At 41.0% G+C, this 16538-nt stretch carries 17 protein-coding genes; 12 read left to right on the plus strand and 5 right to left on the minus strand.

Annotated features, from left to right (window positions below; translation table 11 throughout):
- Positions 1-68: 68 nt before the first annotated feature.
- The 3 genes from PL9631_RS06895 to PL9631_RS06905 all read left to right on the plus strand — a co-directional run bounded on the left by PL9631_RS06895 (position 69) and on the right by PL9631_RS06905 (position 2952).
- Positions 69-1055, plus strand: coding sequence for a CHAT domain-containing protein (locus PL9631_RS06895; protein ID WP_231516667.1), 987 nt, complete (start codon positions 69-71; stop codon positions 1053-1055).
- Between the two features lie 106 nt (positions 1056-1161).
- A complete protein-coding gene (locus PL9631_RS06900; RefSeq protein ID WP_083618365.1) occupies positions 1162-1497 on the plus strand; it encodes a hypothetical protein in 336 nt (111 codons plus the stop codon).
- Between the two features lie 3 nt (positions 1498-1500).
- Positions 1501-2952, plus strand: a complete 1452-nt coding sequence (locus PL9631_RS06905) for a hypothetical protein (protein ID WP_083618366.1) — start codon at positions 1501-1503, stop codon at positions 2950-2952.
- Between the two features lie 79 nt (positions 2953-3031).
- Here PL9631_RS06905 and PL9631_RS06910 read toward each other — a convergent pair whose 3' ends face one another.
- Both PL9631_RS06910 and PL9631_RS06915 read right to left on the minus strand, forming a co-directional pair.
- Positions 3032-3400 carry a hypothetical protein gene (locus tag PL9631_RS06910; RefSeq protein ID WP_083618369.1) on the minus strand — a complete coding sequence of 123 codons (369 nt, stop codon included), beginning with the start codon at positions 3398-3400 and terminating at the stop codon, positions 3032-3034.
- 35 nt (positions 3401-3435) lie between these two features.
- Positions 3436-4506 carry a hypothetical protein gene (locus PL9631_RS06915; RefSeq protein WP_083618371.1) on the minus strand — a complete coding sequence of 357 codons (1071 nt, stop codon included), beginning with the start codon at positions 4504-4506 and terminating at the stop codon, positions 3436-3438.
- A gap of 372 nt (positions 4507-4878) precedes the next feature.
- Between PL9631_RS06915 and PL9631_RS06920 the strand changes: the two genes are divergently transcribed.
- The 4 genes from PL9631_RS06920 to PL9631_RS06935 all read left to right on the plus strand — a co-directional run bounded on the left by PL9631_RS06920 (position 4879) and on the right by PL9631_RS06935 (position 7501).
- On the plus strand, positions 4879-5511 hold the full coding sequence (locus PL9631_RS06920) for a vWA domain-containing protein (protein WP_083618372.1): 633 nt from the start codon (positions 4879-4881) through the stop codon (positions 5509-5511).
- A 77-nt stretch (positions 5512-5588) separates the two neighbouring features.
- The gene (locus tag PL9631_RS06925; RefSeq protein WP_083618375.1) at positions 5589-6719 is read left to right on the plus strand and encodes a GlcNAc-transferase family protein; all 1131 of its coding nucleotides are present in this window, start codon (positions 5589-5591) and stop codon (positions 6717-6719) included.
- A gap of 96 nt (positions 6720-6815) precedes the next feature.
- A complete protein-coding gene (locus PL9631_RS06930) occupies positions 6816-7112 on the plus strand; it encodes a hypothetical protein (protein WP_083618377.1) in 297 nt (98 codons plus the stop codon).
- Positions 7113-7213: 101 nt separating this feature from the next.
- Positions 7214-7501 carry a YggT family protein gene (locus tag PL9631_RS06935; protein WP_083618379.1) on the plus strand — a complete coding sequence of 96 codons (288 nt, stop codon included), beginning with the start codon at positions 7214-7216 and terminating at the stop codon, positions 7499-7501.
- Between the two features lie 167 nt (positions 7502-7668).
- Here the strand turns inward: PL9631_RS06935 and trxB are convergent, their stop codons facing one another.
- On the minus strand, positions 7669-9030 hold the full coding sequence (gene trxB / locus PL9631_RS06940) for a thioredoxin-disulfide reductase (protein WP_156090477.1): 1362 nt from the start codon (positions 9028-9030) through the stop codon (positions 7669-7671).
- A 600-nt stretch (positions 9031-9630) separates the two neighbouring features.
- On the opposite strand from trxB, the gene PL9631_RS06945 reads away from it, so the two are divergent.
- Entirely contained in the window at positions 9631-10290 is a 660-nt protein-coding gene (locus PL9631_RS06945) for a class I SAM-dependent methyltransferase (protein WP_083618422.1), read from the plus strand.
- A gap of 21 nt (positions 10291-10311) precedes the next feature.
- Here the strand turns inward: PL9631_RS06945 and PL9631_RS06950 are convergent, their stop codons facing one another.
- A complete protein-coding gene (locus PL9631_RS06950) occupies positions 10312-11256 on the minus strand; it encodes an AEC family transporter (RefSeq protein WP_083618381.1) in 945 nt (314 codons plus the stop codon).
- A gap of 107 nt (positions 11257-11363) precedes the next feature.
- On the opposite strand from PL9631_RS06950, the gene PL9631_RS06955 reads away from it, so the two are divergent.
- The 3 genes from PL9631_RS06955 to PL9631_RS06965 all read left to right on the plus strand — a co-directional run bounded on the left by PL9631_RS06955 (position 11364) and on the right by PL9631_RS06965 (position 13432).
- Entirely contained in the window at positions 11364-12206 is an 843-nt protein-coding gene (locus PL9631_RS06955) for a M15 family metallopeptidase (protein ID WP_231516664.1), read from the plus strand.
- Positions 12206-12913 carry a M41 family metallopeptidase gene (locus PL9631_RS06960; protein ID WP_083618385.1) on the plus strand — a complete coding sequence of 236 codons (708 nt, stop codon included), beginning with the start codon at positions 12206-12208 and terminating at the stop codon, positions 12911-12913. The genes PL9631_RS06955 and PL9631_RS06960 overlap by 1 nt, the downstream gene beginning before the upstream one ends.
- Positions 12914-13069: 156 nt before the next feature.
- Complete coding sequence (locus PL9631_RS06965) at positions 13070-13432, plus strand: PadR family transcriptional regulator (protein WP_083618388.1); 363 nt, start codon at positions 13070-13072, stop codon at positions 13430-13432.
- Between the two features lie 155 nt (positions 13433-13587).
- Here the strand turns inward: PL9631_RS06965 and uvrB are convergent, their stop codons facing one another.
- Positions 13588-15585, minus strand: a complete 1998-nt coding sequence (gene uvrB, locus PL9631_RS06970; protein WP_083618390.1) for an excinuclease ABC subunit UvrB — start codon at positions 15583-15585, stop codon at positions 13588-13590.
- 144 nt (positions 15586-15729) lie between these two features.
- Between uvrB and PL9631_RS06975 the strand changes: the two genes are divergently transcribed.
- A complete protein-coding gene (locus tag PL9631_RS06975; protein ID WP_083618392.1) occupies positions 15730-16200 on the plus strand; it encodes a DUF4079 domain-containing protein in 471 nt (156 codons plus the stop codon).
- The last annotated feature ends 338 nt before the right edge of the window (positions 16201-16538 follow it).

Below are 16538 nucleotides of genomic sequence, written 5' to 3' on the forward strand. Positions count from 1 at the left end.
AAAACACCCTAAACTCCCGTCTGCAACGTCTGGGGGAAATCTTACATTTTGACCAACTCCTCAAAGCTATCGGGGAAAAATGCGATAGTCTGGTACTTATTCCTAACCGTTTTCTGCATTTATTCCCTCTGCACGCTTTACCGATATCTCAAGATCGTTTAGGAGAGTTAACTTCCTCGTCAGGGGTAGGGGCGAGGCGCGCCTCGCCCCTACAGGAGTCTGTCATTTTAATGGATCTGTTTTCCGGTGGGGTGAGTTATGCGCCCAGTTGTCAACTATTACAAACCGCAAAAAACCGCCAGCGTCCCGATTTTTCTCAACTATTTGCGATTCAAAATCCGACAAAAGATTTAGCCTATACGGACTTAGAAGTTAACAGTATTCGCACTTATTTTAATCCGAGTCATATTCTAGTCCATGAAAACGCCAAAAAATCCACCTTTAATGAACAACAAACCACCCTAAAAACGGCTAATTGTCACCATTTTTCCTGTCACGGTTATTTTAATTTTGAGAATCCTATTTTGTCTGCATTACTATTCGCAGACTGTTACCTAAAATCCCCACCTTCGCCCCTTGATCCGAGTCGCCATCTTCGCCTAGAAAAAGGTCAAACCCTCGATCTGAGTGAATGTTTAACCTTGGGGGATGTGTTTACATTGGATTTGCGTTGCTGTCGTTTAGTCACCCTTTCCGCTTGTGAAACGGGGTTAATTGATTTTCAATCTAATAGTGATGAATATATTGGTTTACCGAGTGGGTTTCTAGTGGCGGGTTCGACTAATGTTGTCAGTTCTCTGTGGTCTGTAAGTGATATTTCAACGGCTATTTTAATGATTCGATTTTATCAATTATTGCGGGAGGGTGAGGAAGTTGCGATCGCGTTAAATCATGCTCAAAACTGGTTAAGAAATGCGACTAAAACCGACTTATTAGCTTGGATCGATTTGGGGAATAAAATGCAGTTACGTCAGTCTTTAAAGAACATGAATGATAATGAAAAACCCTTTGCTTCTCCCTATTATTGGGCGGCATTTTGTGCGATCGGACGGTAGTACAGAAACCCGGTTTCTTCCAGAAACCCGGTTTCTTGGGGTGGGTTTACAAAATTAACCCTAAATTTGATATAATTAATTTAATATTGCGTTAGAGTATCAGCCCATGTCTTTCTACCAGCAAAACCTCCAAGCCTTTATGCGACTGTTACAGGAACAGCCTCAATTATTTAACGAGTCAAAACGTCAAGAATTAATGGCATTAATTGAACCCTTACCCGATGATCTTGAAACCTTATCCTTTGCGATCGCAAGTTGGTATGAAAACCATGATGAAATTGTGGATGCTCAATCAGAAATCCTGAATAATTCTATATTAGAAGTTGATCGTATACCCGGAACTAACTTTGGTAATGTTCCCGAACCGAATCAACAAATTAACAAAGAAACGTTAAAAAACGCAATTCAACAATCTGTTAAAAAACCTCCTGCTAAACCCTAATTTATGGCAGATCAATCAATAGAAAGAACCGTTAAAAATCCCAAACTAACCCTAATTGCTTTTCAACTTAGAAATAATTTAGCGTTAGGGGATGAACCTATAGAAACAGCAAATCACCTTTGGGAAAAATGCCAAGAATTAGGAGAAACATTAAATTCTCCCCATTTAAAAACATTAATTAATCGACTTGAACAAGATCAAGGAAAAATTGGTTTTCCCCCAGGAGAAGATGATCTCCCAAATGACTATGTAGAACTTTTAAAACCAAAAGCTCGGGTTTTAGATTTTTATGCTATTCCCGAACTGAATAAACCCCAACTCAAAGGCGAAGTTTATCCCCTACAAATTCATGATACCTACGCCATTGATATTACCTTCTTTTGTCGTCCTGAAGAAGTTGTTAACCTTTCTGAACTGAACGATTTTTTAAACCCTAATTATTGTTTATTGCCCGCTAATATTAAATCAGATTTAGGACAAACCTTAATATTATTTGCGGAACCTTTACTATCAGAATCAGATCATTATCAAGATTTTGCCAATGCTTGTATTAAGGAGTTATTTCCCAGTTCAGACGCAGAAAGGTGGTTAAAAAATACTCCCTCAAAAGGTGAGTTTTTTGGAAGTCCGATTTTTGAATATGATACAGGAGAATATAACCCCTCACGCCAGATTCATTTGTTAATTTGGTTTAATTGTTCTCCGCGAACCCAAATGTTAGAAGAACAGGGAAACTATTATGAATTGTTAATTAATTTGTTGTGTTGTCGCCATAAAATTCTGTATAGCTATACTCAAGCTCGTTGGTGTTATCAACAAGCGAAGGATTTATATAAACAATTATTACCTAAAGTAGAAAATCTCAAGAAATTATCCCCAAACCAAACTGAAAAACTGGAATTTTTAAAACAGGAGTTGATTTTAATTCCTCAGTCTTTCTTTGAATATGGCGAATATATTCAACAGATGAAACTGCAATTAAATACAATAAAAACGAATCTTAAAAATTATCAAGATTATCTAAATAAATTGAATAATATTCTGATACCAGAGGATAATTTACCCTTTCTTAACAAATTTGAAACCCGCACAAAAAACAAGTTTATAGAACAAATTAAGGTTGATTTAGGTTATTTAATACCGGGTCAAAATTTGTTTTCAGAATTAATTAACACCATTCGCGGATTAGTTGAAATTGAACAGGCGGAAATTGATCGCTCCTTAGAAAAAACAATTGCCATATTAGGAGTTAGTTTAGGTGTGGGAGGAATAGCAGCATCAACATTTTCTGGTTATGTTGAAAGACCTTTGATTAATTCTAATCAATCCCCATCTAAAACATCCATTAATCCGGGGTTATTTGCCTTTTTATTGAGTGGAACTATCGCTTTATGTACGGGGGTATTAACTGCGAAATATTTACGCTGTAGACGCAGGAAATCACCTAAAAATTGATCGTAATGGGCATGAATTGAAGAAGGGCTAAAGCCCAACAACGCCCAACAACGCCCAACAACGAGGAAGATTGCTGTGCCTAAGAAAAAACTGGAACCTTTTCAACTATGATGTTATTAAATTCTAAGGATAAATTATCCCCTTGGCGATGGGCTTCCCAAGTTCCCGACGACAACCGACTAATTTGCCATTGTCCCTGAATATAATTTTCATCCTCGGAGACTGTCCCCGTATAACTAACCGTATCGGGAGAAGTCGTTAAATATTGTTTGGTAAAACTCACCCCTCGACCCAGCACATCCCCACTAATTTGAGCTTCTCCCAAATAACCCTCATCTAAAATATTCCCGGCTAGGGAATTACCGCTTTGAATAAATGTTACTTCAAAACGAGTAGGAACTCCCTGTTGCCAATAGGTTCCTAACCAAGTTCCACTAATATCAGTCATACTTTACATTAAGAAAAAGTTTAAAGGGAAACTTATTAATTTGAGCAAGTTTCCCCTATAGATAAATTAACAAAATTTGAGACTTGACAGGACGTTGAAAGATGGGCAATTAAGGTTTTTGTCCAAGGGGATAACAAATTATTCCCAGGAATATTCAAAAATTGTACACGCAAACTCGGTATAATTGAACTAGCAGGTTGATCAAATTGTATACTAGAACCCGTTTGGCTAGTCCGATAAACCCAACGCTGGTTTTCGTGACCCACAATCACCCGCCAACCCGCCACCAGACCTTGGGTACAAAACGTCCCGGGTTGGACTAACCCCAAACAACCATCGGGCCAGATTTGTGCCTCCACCGCCTCCAGAGTCAGTTGAGACGCCGATAAACCTGACCGTTGTAGAATATCCTCAAACACCGACTCTAAGACCGATGACGGGAGTTTTAACGAATGACTTTGAGATTCTAAACGGATGATTCTCCCCTGAGCATCCGTGCGATAGACCCAGGTTTGACGACCATCGGACACCACCACCCGCCACCCTGAAACTAACATTTGGCCACAGATTTCATCGGTTGTAGCCAGTCCTAAACAGGTATCTGGCCAAGTTTGTTGACGCGCTTCCACAATTTTCAGATCTTTGACAACAACTTCCGATTCCTGGCCGACGGTTTCCCGAATTTTCTTATCTACTTGAGGAGGTAAAACCTTAGCTGGATTACCGATATTAACCATCCATTCGGGATTTAAAGAATTTTTTGCATAGATAACCGGAATGGTTTTGGGTAACTGTCCCTGACGTTTAAATAAAGGATTTGGTAAAACCCGGTAGGTCGGGGTGATGGCAGAAACAATAATCGGATTTTCAGGAATTTCCCATAATCGTTGGTTTTCTATCGGTTTCGGGGAAACAGGTTTTTGGGTAACGGTCAGGGAATCAGAGATGACCGCTTGACTGTGAACAAAGGTAGATTTTAAAAAAGTTGGGTCAGCTTTTAAAGCTAAAACCCCAGTCAACATCAACGCCAATACAAACGGGCGGGGCTGCTTCTTGTTGACGGGGGGGGTCGCCTGGGGACGACGGTTGGGGTGACTGGATTTCATTGGGAAGCATCCACAAATACGGAATCATTGATGGCAAAAATGACCCAGATCTTAGAAAATTAGTTTCGGGCAATTGCCGTTAAATACGGCCCTGACCGAAACGGATTGATCTAAATCCGATTCAAACGATGCAAAGAGAACTTCAACGCCCTGAGTCTGTTTTCCGGTGTGATCGTCTAACTTTGCAGATTCAGTTCAATTCCCATTGCTAGGATAGGTTTCAGACCACAACTGTAGATGAGTCCGAAATTCTACCGGATCATTACCTGCGTATCCTAACACACCCATTCCCCGATTCCATAGTTAGGAAGTTCAACGATCGCCAGACCTGATAGGTTAAGAATAGGATCAAAAATTTAGGAGTTAATCCAGATGGACATTTTGCTAGAAGGAGGATCGGTCTTAAGCGATCGCGATTATACTTTAATTATTGATAGTAGTCAGAGCATGGCAACGATTGAAAAATCTAAGGGCAAAAGTCGCTGGGATTTAATTCAAGAATCGATTTTAGCCATTGCCAGTTATTGCGAACAATTTGATTTTGACGGCATTACCCTATATTTATTTTCCGATCAATTTCAACGCTATGAAAATGTTACCTCTGACCGAATTATTTATCTTTTTCAACACCATCAACCTTCGGGGAAAAATCGTTTATCTCCCGTATTAAAAGATGCCACCGATCACTATTTTGGACGGCGGGCAACGGCACAAACTAAAGCCAATGGTGAAACCATTATTATTGTAACTTCTGGAGAAATTGAAAATCCCACCGCCCTTAGACAAATTATTATTGATGCAGCCAATCAACTAAACCGAGATGAAGAATTAGCCATTGAACTAATTCAAGTGGGTTCTAATGCTGATGTCACCACTTTTTTTCAGGGCTTAGATCATAATTTACAAGGTCAGGGCGCTAAATTTGATATTTGTAATACCATCACCCTCTCGGATTTAGATTCCATGAGTTTAACAGATGTGTTGCTCAAAGCCATTATTGATTAAACTTTTAATTTACCAAAATCCCATACCTCTGCTGTCGTTTATTCTGATCTTTTTATGATTTTTAGAGGTGAGTTATCATGATGGAATCTTCCTCAGAAAAATTAGTCTCTCAGTCAATTAAAACCTTGGATTCTATTTTAATTAATGAAAAATTACCCCCATCAGAAAGGGCAACCGTTGCCTTAAAAATCTTAGAAATGGCTCGGATTTTTACGCTGGAAACTCCTCCCGCTTCCGAAACCCAACCCATTCCAGTAACCAAACTTAATTTTACTGACCCCAAAATATTTTTACATTTAGCCGCCTATCGAGATTCCGAACTAATTCCCACCTTAAAAGATGCCTTAAAAAAAGCCCATCGCCCCGAAAAAATTACCTTTGGCATTGTTTGGCAATTTATCCCCGGAGAGGATGAAACAATTACCGAGAAAGTGCAGGAATTTCCCTGTAAAATGATTGAAATTGATGCTCGAAAATCCCTGGGTGTCTGTTGGGCAAGATCCCTGGGTCAGCGTTTACTCCATGATGAAGATTTTATCTTACAATTAGATAGTCACCATCGATTTGTGGAAGGTTGGGATAGTTTATTATTAAAACAACTTGCCCAATGTCCCAGCCCCAAACCCATCCTTTCCGCCTATACTCCCCCCTATCTTCCCCCCGATGAAATTCCCCCAGGATATCCCAGTACCCGTTTAACCGCCCATCATTTTGATGACCATGGGATTTTGAGTTTTGTCGCGGGAGAGAGTCTAGCGTCCTATTCTGAACCCCAATTAGGAATGTTTCTAGCCGGAGGATTTATCTTCGCCCCCCGACAATTTTATTTAGAAGTTCCCTATGATCCGTTTCTCTATTTCAGAGGAGAAGAAATCACCCTTTCAACCCGAGCTTGGACAAAGGGATGGGATATTTTTTATCCCCATCAAATTACTATTTACCACTATTATACTCGCACCAATGCTAAAAAACATTGGGATGTGGATTCGGAATGGTTCAAATTAGAACAAAAGTCCCGAGAAAGAGTCAAAAAAATATTAAGAATTAATCCTTTAGAAGCAGAAAATTTAGAAATTTATGATCTCGGAGTCCTGAGAACTCTGGAAGATTATCAAAGTTTTTGTGGGATTAATTTCCAAACCCGAGAAATATCCGAAACCGCCTCTAAAGGAATTCCTACAAAATTTCTATTGTCATCATTATTTTGACATCCTCAAACTGAATAAAAAGCCTAAGTGGAACTTAGGGGCTTTAAACGCAAAATTTTCTGTAAAATCAAACTATTGTGATAGAAGGGTTAAATTATGGGTAGTCGAGACGGTTTTACCAGCGGCTTTTTCCTCGGTGCAACGCTAGGCGGTGTGGTGGGGGGAGTATTAGGGGTGGTACTAGCCAACCGCATCAATAATCAAGACCGGGTTGATCCTTTGTTAGAAATACCCGGAAAATCGGGGAAGGCTGCTAAATTGACCGGAGAAAATATGGAAACCGCCCGGTTAGGTTTGGAGGATAAAATAGCTCAACTCAATCAGGCTATCGATGATGTCCGTCAACAGTTAGGCAGTGTCAATGGCAATGGGGGGTCGGAAACCTATGATTAATCGATTCTAGTGTGGGTTTGAATCTATCCCCTGGTTTCAAATGTGATACACTGGGGAACATAACTTTATCTAAAAATTGAGTCAAACATCAAGAAAATTTTATGGCACTTCCTTTAGGTTTACTCGCGAGTACCCTGGCACAGTTCCTGAACATTTATATGTTAATCCTATTTGTTAGGATTTTATTAAGCTGGTTTCCTACTATTAATTGGTATGATCCGCCCTTTTCCATCTTAAGCCAATTAACCGATCCCTATCTCAACCTATTCCGTTCTTTTATTCCCCCTTTGGGTGGGATTGATTTTTCCGCAATTATTGCGATTTTTGCCTTGCAATTTGGTTCTCAAATCATTATTGCCTTATTAGGCAGTATGCAGCAAGTATTCTAACTCAAACGTAGTAAGCCCGACCGGGCTTATTTCCTCCCAACCCAATTAAGTTAAGAGTCCTAAAGGACTCACTACGAACGTAGTAAGCCCTTTAGGGTTTATTTCCTCGCCGTTGAGTTAAGAGTCCTAAAGGACTCACTACGATTAGAGAAGCTGGGTTTTTTATTCTATGAGTTTTTCTCAATTAATTCTCGATATAAACTCTTAGGTTTGACACCTTTAAGGTTTTCAATTAAATCCTTGTTTTTGAAAAACTGCACCGTCGGAGTCCCAACTACCCCGGCATTTTGGGCAATTTCAGGATCTTCTTCAATGTCAATTTCAATATAATGAATCTTACCCTCAAATTCATTCACGACCTTATCTAAAATCGGTTTCAGGGCATGACAGGGGCCGCAGGTGGGTGAAGAATATTTTACCATAATTAAGCGATCGCTATCATGGTACAGTTTCCGCAACGCATAACCCCCGGTATGGCGAGTATTCTGGATATCGAAATTCTCGGACGTCGTAATTTGAGGTGGGGTTGATTTCGGGGTTTCCACTCCTGAAGTTTCCGTCTGTTGAAATTCTTCCCCTAACCCATTTAGGGATAACCAACGTTCGGCTAACATCGCCCCCATACAACCACTTCCGGCGGCAGTAATTGCTTGACGAAACTCATGATCTTGAACATCTCCCACGGCATAAACCCCCTCAACGCTGGTTTCAGGAGTCCCATGTTTCGTAACAATATATCCTACCTCATCGAGTTCTAACTGTCCCTGGAATATTTGGGTATTGGGAGTATGACCGATAGCATAAAATAGCCCCTGTACGGGTAAATCTTGCTGTTCTCCCGTCTGAGTATTCTTAATTTTAATCCCCCCTAATTTGCCATTTCCATAAACATCCAGCGCCTGGGTATGCCAATGCACAGTAATTTTAGGATGGGTCAGAACCCGTTGCTGCATAGTTTTACTCGCCCGTAGTTCATCCCGTCTAACTAATAGATGAACATGGGTGGCATATTTAGTTAAATAAACCGCTTCCTCCGTGGCCGTATCTCCTCCCCCAATCACCGCTAATTCTACTCCTTTGAAAATCGGACTCGCCCCATCACAAATAGCACAGGCAGAAATTCCCGCATTCCAAAAGGTTTCCTCCTGGGGTAAATGTAGCCGTTTGGCGGTCGCCCCGGTGGCAATTACAATGGCATGGGTTTTGATTTCCCTATCTTCGGATTTCACGGTAAACGGACGTTGACTCAAATCAACGGAAACCACATCCTCGGTAAACAATTCCGCCCCCCAGCGTTCGGCTTGGGCTTTGATCCGATCCATTAATTCCGGCCCAGTAATCCCATCGGGAAAACCGGGGAAGTTCTCAACTTCCGTGGTGGTCATTAACTGTCCCCCGGGAATCCCGCCCATTTGATAGCCCTCAAAGACCACGGGTTTCAAATTCGCCCGTCCAGCATAAATCGCGGCCGTATAGCCCGCAGGGCCAGAACCAATAATTACCAGGTTTTCAACGGTTGGGTTGGTCATTTTTATTTTCAACTCATAACGACTTCGTGTAATTGGATTATAGCAATTTGTCTCCTCTCCTCTTAGTCTTGATCATATTAATAATACGCATCGGGCTCGAGAAACCGGGTTTTTTCCGAAAATACTGGGTTGTGACCCACATATTTTCTAAAAAACCCGGTTTCTTTGGTTGGGTGCGTAAGTCCTGTAAAAGATCGGGTCAAAAGCCAGTTAACATAATAATTAATTATAACTCCAGAGAGTTTGTTTTAAATTTTAAAAGATTTAGCTCAAAAACCGGATTTTTACCCAGAGATTATTAATAATTATTCGCAATTACTTGACGGAATCATGGGGTTTGGGGTATTATGGCAAAAATAAACATCTGGGGAAGTATGACCTAACCCTAAAACCCTATCCTCAAACGGCGTAAATTGCTGAAAAGTCATCAAACCCTGACTTAATTTAGCCGTGGCGATGCACGGGTTTTTGGAAAAACTCAAGGGGCAATTTTGAGGCGAGTTGACAAAAAAGCAATTCTATGTATTAGCTGCCCGGACTTCCCACTTCCCCCAATTAACCTTACTATAATTTTGATTAACGTTAATGTGAATAATAATGATAGAACGTATCCCAGAAGCCGAAGTTATGGATACTTGGGAAGAAGCCAGCGAGTATGATGGGATGGACTTTAGCCAAGTTAACCAAGAATTTGCCGAATTTGCCCTAGAATTAGGGCCGGAAACCGGATTAATCTTAGATGCGGGAACCGGGACAGCGCGGATTCCGATTTTGATTGCTCAAAGGCGATCGCCATGGCAAATTATCGGAATTGATTTATCAGCAAATATGCTATTTATCGGGAATCAAAATATTCAGCAAGCGGGGTTAGAGGAGCAAATTAAATTAGAACAAGTGGATGCGAAACAGTTACCCTATGGCGATGCTACCTTTGATCTGGTAATTTCCAATAGTATTGTTCACCATCTACCCAACCCGATACTCTTTTTTCAAGAAATTCAGCGCGTTTTAAAACCCCAGGGGGGAATATTTCTCAGAGATTTAACTCGACCGAGTAGTGAAACAGAACTCAATAATTTAGTTCAACAATATGCCGGAGATAGTAATGACCATCAGCAAAAACTATTTCGAGATTCATTACAAGCTGCTTATACCTTAGATGAAATCATTAACTTGATCGAGTCCGTCGGTTTAAATAATATGAGAATTTATCAATCTTCTGATCGCCATTGGACAGCAGAAAGAAGCTATCTTAGTTAATTTTAAACCCAATACTGACTCCTAATTACCAAACAAAAATAACCAGAGGGGTAAGGTTAATAATAATAGTACAGAACCCATAGCTAAATTTGTCACCGCTAATTCCCGATCTAAATTAAAGGCTTCGGCTAATACTAAAGTAGCAAAAGCCGGAGGAGTTGCCATTTGTAAGACCAAAACTAATAACGGAGATCCCTTTAATCCTAATAGTGTTAATCCATAACCCAATACCAAAGGCACAATTAACATTTTAATCACTAAACTCACAGAAGCGGGTCGGAAATGAGACCAGGAATTAAGCTGACTTAAACGCATTCCCATTAACACTAAAGTTAAGGCCACACTTCCCCAAGCAATGCCGCGTAACCCCTGTTCCATCGGATTTGGTAAAGGAATATTCCGCACCATTAAACCAATTACCATACTAATCAAAGCTGGATTAGTTAACGATACCCCAACTAATTGCCAAGGATCTTGTTTTCCCATGCCAAACCTAGCAGCTAAAGCCACCCCTAAACCATAGGCGCCAATTACTGTTCCCAATCCATCATAAAATACCGCCCAACCAAAATATTGAGGGCCGACTAATGCTAAACTCACCGGGAAACCAATATATCCGGTATTCCCTACCATAGCCGCCAATAAAAAACTCCCTTGACCCGGGAGAGATTGGGGTAAAATATCCCATTTAGGAATACGACTTTGCCAGTATAAACCTATCGCCGCTAACCCCGCACCCAGGAAAATAGCAGCCCAAGCCACTAAAGGCGCAATCCAAATCGAACCCGATAAATCTGCTTTTCTCAAAAAAGCAATAATCGCGATCGGAACCACACCCCAATATAAAATTTTACCTAAATAATAGGGAACAATGGCGGGTAATTTTCGACCTAAAATCCATCCGATTAAAACCCCGCCAATCAGCCATTGATAAAGTGTGAAAAGTTGACTTACAGAATTAGACATAAAAGTGTTTACCCTTCGCTGTTGATCAAGAAAGGCTTGTGATGGATGACTAAATAGGGGATTATCTAATAAAATTGAGACTTTAATGGATGTCAGGAGTCAAGCCGTTGAAGAATTCTAGTCTACCGAAACCAGCCGAAACTGTAGCTGATGGAGCAATAGAAGATATTCCCGAGGCGATACGAGATATCCCCGTGCTTGGGGTCGTTTCCTCGGGTTCGTCTGTAAAGCCAGGGCTATTCTGGAAAATGCTAGGGTTAGCCGTGGTCGCCTTCTGTACTGCTTTAGTGATGAATTATCAATTTGGAATTCTGGCTCCTCGGTCTGATCTCCCTATTATAGAAACCCCAAGTCCTGTAATCACAGCCTCACCCTCTGTGTCCGCATCCGTGACGCCCCAGCCTACGAGTTCTCCGACTCCTAGCCTTCCCGATAATTTATTGGGTCATCTTCCCTATCCCGAAGCCCCGGAAGCCGAGTTAAAAAGTATTACGGCGGATGGGGGACATCGGTTACGCAAGGTCGCCGCTAAAGCCTATCAAGAAATGGAACAGGATGCCCGAGCCAGTGGGGTCAGTTTAGTGCCGATTTCCACCTTTCGTAGTGTTAAAGACCAGGAAATCATCTTTTTTGAAATTAAAGCCCAACGGGGACAGGTGGCGACGAAACGGGCGGAGGTCAGTGCTCCTCCGGGTTATAGTGAACATCATACGGGTTATGCCATCGATATTGGAGACGGGGCCAGACCCTCTACGGATTTAAGTGTTAGCTTTGAAGAAACCCCGGCCTATCAATGGTTAAAAGATCATGCCGCTTTTTATAGTTTTGAGTTATCCTTTCCTAAAGATAATCCCCAGGGAGTGAGTTATGAACCCTGGCATTGGCGTTTTGTGGGAGACCGCCATAGTTTAGAAACTTTTTATAAAGCCAGAAACCAAAAGGAAAATTGATGAGAACCACCAGTTTGAATCTAATTGCCATTAGTGTTTTCTGTATGACGCTATCGGTGTTATTGAGTCCCATCTTGAATATTTCGCCCTTTGTTCCGGCGGGTATTACTTTTTTTTTCTTAGGGGTTGCCACTTTAGATGTTTTTCAGTTTCAAGGTCAGGGGGCGAGTTTATTAGTTGATAGGTTAGCCGGAACTTCTGCATCTACTCGGGAGCGAATTTTACACCATGAAGCCGGACATTTTTTAGTAGCCTATTTGATGAAAATTCCGATTCAGGGATATGCCTTAAATGGCTGGGAAGCCTTTAAACAGGGCTTTAAAGCTCAAGGAGGGGTGCAGTTTGCCGATCAAATATTATGGGAACAATTACAACAAGGTAAAATTTCTGCCCAGGTTTTAGATCGTTATTGTGCCGTTTGGATGGGGGGAATTGCCGCCGAAACCTTAGTATTTGAAAAGGCGGAAGGAGGCCGGGAAGACCGAGAAAAAATTACGGCGATTTGGACTCAGTTACAACGCCCTTTGAGTGAGGCTAAAATCAAAGAACGTTGGGCAATATTACAAGCTAAAACAGTAATTGAAACTCACAAATTAGCTTATTTTTCCTTAGTAGAAGCCATGAAAAATCGAGCTTCTGTGGAAGATTGTTGTCAAATGATAGAAAAGTTCAAAAATGTCGAAGGAGGGTTAACAGTTGACGGTTAAACTGATAATATCAAGGCCAGACGATGGGAACATAGCTAATTTAGATGCAGCAATTATCGATTTATGCTGTTATGAATAGAGGATAGCCAGGGGAAGAATTACAGAGAATAGCCCAACGGGGCGACGGCTAATTATTAAAGCCAAGGGGAGAATTTTATGACCTTTGAACAAATCTATCAATTTTTCCAAGAACCGCCCCCTATCTATCTCAATAAAGAACTGGCGGTTTGCTATATCCTATCTGTATTGCTCGAAAAGGACTCCTATGGAACTGAACTAATTGAACAACTGGAGCAGGAATATTCTAATTATCGATTATCGGATACGGTGCTTTACAGCGCCCTGAAATTTTTGGAAAAACAAGGAACAATTACGGGATATTGGCAAAAGGTGGAAGGTCGGGGACGCCCTCGCCGGATGTATCAAATTCTACCAGAATATCAACCCCAAGCTCAAGAGTTAGCCGGACTTTGGCATCAATACACCTCGGGTCACGGTAAACGACAAATCAATCATTGACCACTCTCACCGTCTGTTGGCAGTACCTGCGGTAAGGCGTAGACACGCTCGATTCTAACTCCAGGTGCTGCGTCCAGACTTTGATCCAAAGGAGTAGAGGTTTCTAGTCCAATCTCTTTCTTTGTGTCTTAGTGTCTTTGTGGTTTTAAAAAAACCTAATGTCCAATCAGTTTATCCCGTAACTGTTTAATCCGATCTCGCAACTTAGCTGCTTCTTCAAATTCCAATTTTTTAGCCGCACCTTTCATCTGAGTTTCTAACTGGATAATTAAATCAGGAATACTTTCTAAGGGAAATTCCTCTAAGGTTTCTATCTGTTTCCCAGTGGTTTGAGCATTTAACCGCCGGGACACATCCAGAAATTCTAAAATAGAATTACTATATTTTTTAATAATTTGTTGGGGAATAATTCCATGTTTTTGATTGTATTTCTGTTGAATTTCCCGCCGTCGGTTAGTTTCCTCAATGGCTTTAATCATACTTTTGGTTAAATTATCCCCATATAAAATTGCCTGTCCTCGGATATTCCGCGCCGCCCGTCCGATGGTTTGAATTAGTGATCGATGCGATCGCAAAAACCCCTCCTTATCCGCATCTAAAATAGCCACTAGAGACACCTGGGGTAAATCCAACCCTTCCCGCAATAAATTCACCCCAATTAACACATCAAACTCCCGATTTTGTAACCCTTGAATAATTTCAATCCGTTGAATAGATTGGATTTCCGAATGCAGATATCTAACATTAACTCCCCTTTCTTGCAAATATTCCGTTAAATCTTCCGCCATTTTTTTGGTTAAGGTCGTAATTAAAACCCGCTCATCTCTAATCACTCTTTCTTGAATTTCCCCATATAAATCATCAACCTGTCCTGAAGTGGGACGGACAAAAACTTCTGGATCAATTACTCCCGTCGGACGAATAATTTGCTCCACCACTTGACCTTGAGATTGTTCAATTTCCCAATCTCCCGGCGTCGCTGAAACAAAAATACATTGATTCACCGTTTGCCAAAATTCTTCCGATTTCAACGGACGATTATCCGCCGCACTAGGTAAACGAAACCCATGATCAATTAAGACCTTTTTTCGCGCTTGATCGCCATTATACATTCCTCGAATTTGAGGTACACTGACGTGAGATTCATCCACAATTAATAACCAATCATTGGGAAAATAATTGATTAAACATTCTGGAGGTTCTCCCGCCTGTCTTCCCGCCAACTGACGGGAATAATTTTCTACCCCATTACAATATCCCACCTCCCGCAACATTTCCAAATCATAACGGGTGCGTTGGGATAACCGTTGTGCTTCTAATAGTTTACCTTGACTTTCGAGGGTATTTACCTGTTGTTTTAATTCCTCTTCTATATCATCACAGGCTATTTCTAAACGATCTTCTGGAGTAACAAAATGTCGGGCAGGATAAATATTTAAACTGTCTAAACTTTGCAAAACATCGCCGGTAACTGGGTCTGTATAACGAATGGCTTCAATTTCATCTCCAAAAAATTCTACTCTAATAATTCTATCTTCATAAGCGGGGCCAATTTCTAAAACATCTCCTTTAACCCGAAACCTTCCCCGGGTTAACTCAACATCATTGCGGGTATATTGTACCGATACTAATTCCCGTAACAATTCCCGTTGATCAACTTCTTCTCCCACCTGCAAGGAAATAGCAGCTTTTAAATATTCGGCGGGCATTCCTAACCCGTAAATACAGCTAATTGAAGCTACAACAATCACATCTCGCCGTTCAAATAAAGAGCGAGTAGCCGAATGGCGGAGCATATCAATTTCCTCATTAATTGATGAGGTTTTTTCAATATAAGTATCGGTGACAGGAAGATAGGCTTCCGGTTGATAATAGTCGTAATAACTAATAAAATATTCCACCGCATTCTCAGGAAAAAATGAGCGAAACTCGTTACATAATTGGGCGGCGAGGGTTTTGTTATGGGCTAAAACCAGAGTCGGACGTCCGATTTTTTCAATTACCGAGGCGATGGTAAAGGTTTTTCCGGTTCCTGTTGCCCCCAGGAGGGTGCTGAAGGGTTGCCCGCTTTGAATATTATCGGTGAGTTGGGCGATCGCCTGCGGCTGGTCTCCCAGGGGCTGAAAGGGGGCATGAAGTTTAAAGGGTTTCATCACTCAACTTGATTAAGGGTTCAACTAGGATAACAGCTAATTTATTGTTGAGCATTGGCTGGTTTCAACTGAACACAACTCAAAGAAGATTGCTATGGTGTATGCTAAGTTTTATTAAGTTTTTTGGCTTGCTGAGAGGACATTATGGATTCACCGATTCTAGTAGCGATTAAACCTTGGCTGAATTTTTTTCACCCGGTCTTGATGTGGATTTTGTTAGGATTATCCATTTATGCGATGTATTTGGGCGTGCAAATTCGTCGTACCCGGGAAGCGGACGCAGACACCAAAAAAGAGTTAATTAAGGGGAAATTCAATATTAAACATCACCAAATTGGCTCAATATTACTGGCTTTAATGGTGTTAGGAAGTATTGGCGGCATGGGTGTGACTTATATTAACAACGGCAAACTGTTTGTCGGCCCCCACCTATTAGCGGGACTGGGAATGACCGGAATGATTGCAATTTCTGCGTCCTTAACTCCCTATATGCAAAAAGGGGTTAATTGGGCTAGATATAGTCATATTACCCTGAATACTATCATCCTGGGACTGTTTGCCTGGCAAGCAGTAACCGGAGTAGAAATCGTCCAACGAATTATTAGTAAAATGTGATCCGTCAGGGAATAAAAAATAAGCTGTTACTCTCAAAAATGGGGTTAAGTCAGGTGTGAGGAATCCAGAATAATCCCATTTGATGAGAGTGCAGCTTAACGGGGAATGAACTGATAGGTTTTCTTAGCTAACTCTAGGAAGTTGAGCATCAGGTTTCTAGTTTAGTTGATTTGATTCATTCTAAAAAGTCCTAATTATTTATTTTCCCCCCAATGTTGGGGGCTAGGGGGCTAGATAGCTTGAAATGTATACTGTTTAGAATGCTAAGGTTATGAAGGATTGATCAGCAGTTTTAGAGACTATTTCTCAAGCAGCAATATTTGCCCCCTAAATCCCCC

The organism is Planktothrix paucivesiculata PCC 9631 (genome assembly GCF_900009265.2).
GTDB classification, from domain to species: Bacteria; Cyanobacteriota; Cyanobacteriia; order Cyanobacteriales; family Microcoleaceae; genus Planktothrix; species Planktothrix paucivesiculata.

Excerpts from the sequence above, each read along its gene's own strand:
- PL9631_RS06900 (WP_083618365.1), top strand. The coding sequence starts at position 1,162 with ATGTCTTTCTACCAGCAAAACCTCCAAGCCTTTATGCGACTGTTACAG.
- PL9631_RS06905 (WP_083618366.1), top strand. The coding sequence starts at position 1,501 with ATGGCAGATCAATCAATAGAAAGAACCGTTAAAAATCCCAAACTAACC.
- PL9631_RS06910 (WP_083618369.1), bottom strand. The coding sequence starts at position 3,400 with ATGACTGATATTAGTGGAACTTGGTTAGGAACCTATTGGCAACAGGGA.
- PL9631_RS06915 (WP_083618371.1), bottom strand. The coding sequence starts at position 4,506 with ATGAAATCCAGTCACCCCAACCGTCGTCCCCAGGCGACCCCCCCCGTC.
- PL9631_RS06920 (WP_083618372.1), top strand. The coding sequence starts at position 4,879 with ATGGACATTTTGCTAGAAGGAGGATCGGTCTTAAGCGATCGCGATTAT.
- PL9631_RS06925 (WP_083618375.1), top strand. The coding sequence starts at position 5,589 with ATGATGGAATCTTCCTCAGAAAAATTAGTCTCTCAGTCAATTAAAACC.
- PL9631_RS06930 (WP_083618377.1), top strand. The coding sequence starts at position 6,816 with ATGGGTAGTCGAGACGGTTTTACCAGCGGCTTTTTCCTCGGTGCAACG.
- PL9631_RS06935 (WP_083618379.1), top strand. The coding sequence starts at position 7,214 with ATGGCACTTCCTTTAGGTTTACTCGCGAGTACCCTGGCACAGTTCCTG.
- trxB (WP_156090477.1), bottom strand. The coding sequence starts at position 9,030 with ATGACCAACCCAACCGTTGAAAACCTGGTAATTATTGGTTCTGGCCCT.
- PL9631_RS06950 (WP_083618381.1), bottom strand. The coding sequence starts at position 11,256 with ATGTCTAATTCTGTAAGTCAACTTTTCACACTTTATCAATGGCTGATT.
- PL9631_RS06960 (WP_083618385.1), top strand. The coding sequence starts at position 12,206 with ATGAGAACCACCAGTTTGAATCTAATTGCCATTAGTGTTTTCTGTATG.
- PL9631_RS06965 (WP_083618388.1), top strand. The coding sequence starts at position 13,070 with ATGACCTTTGAACAAATCTATCAATTTTTCCAAGAACCGCCCCCTATC.
- uvrB (WP_083618390.1), bottom strand. The coding sequence starts at position 15,585 with ATGAAACCCTTTAAACTTCATGCCCCCTTTCAGCCCCTGGGAGACCAG.
- PL9631_RS06975 (WP_083618392.1), top strand. The coding sequence starts at position 15,730 with ATGGATTCACCGATTCTAGTAGCGATTAAACCTTGGCTGAATTTTTTT.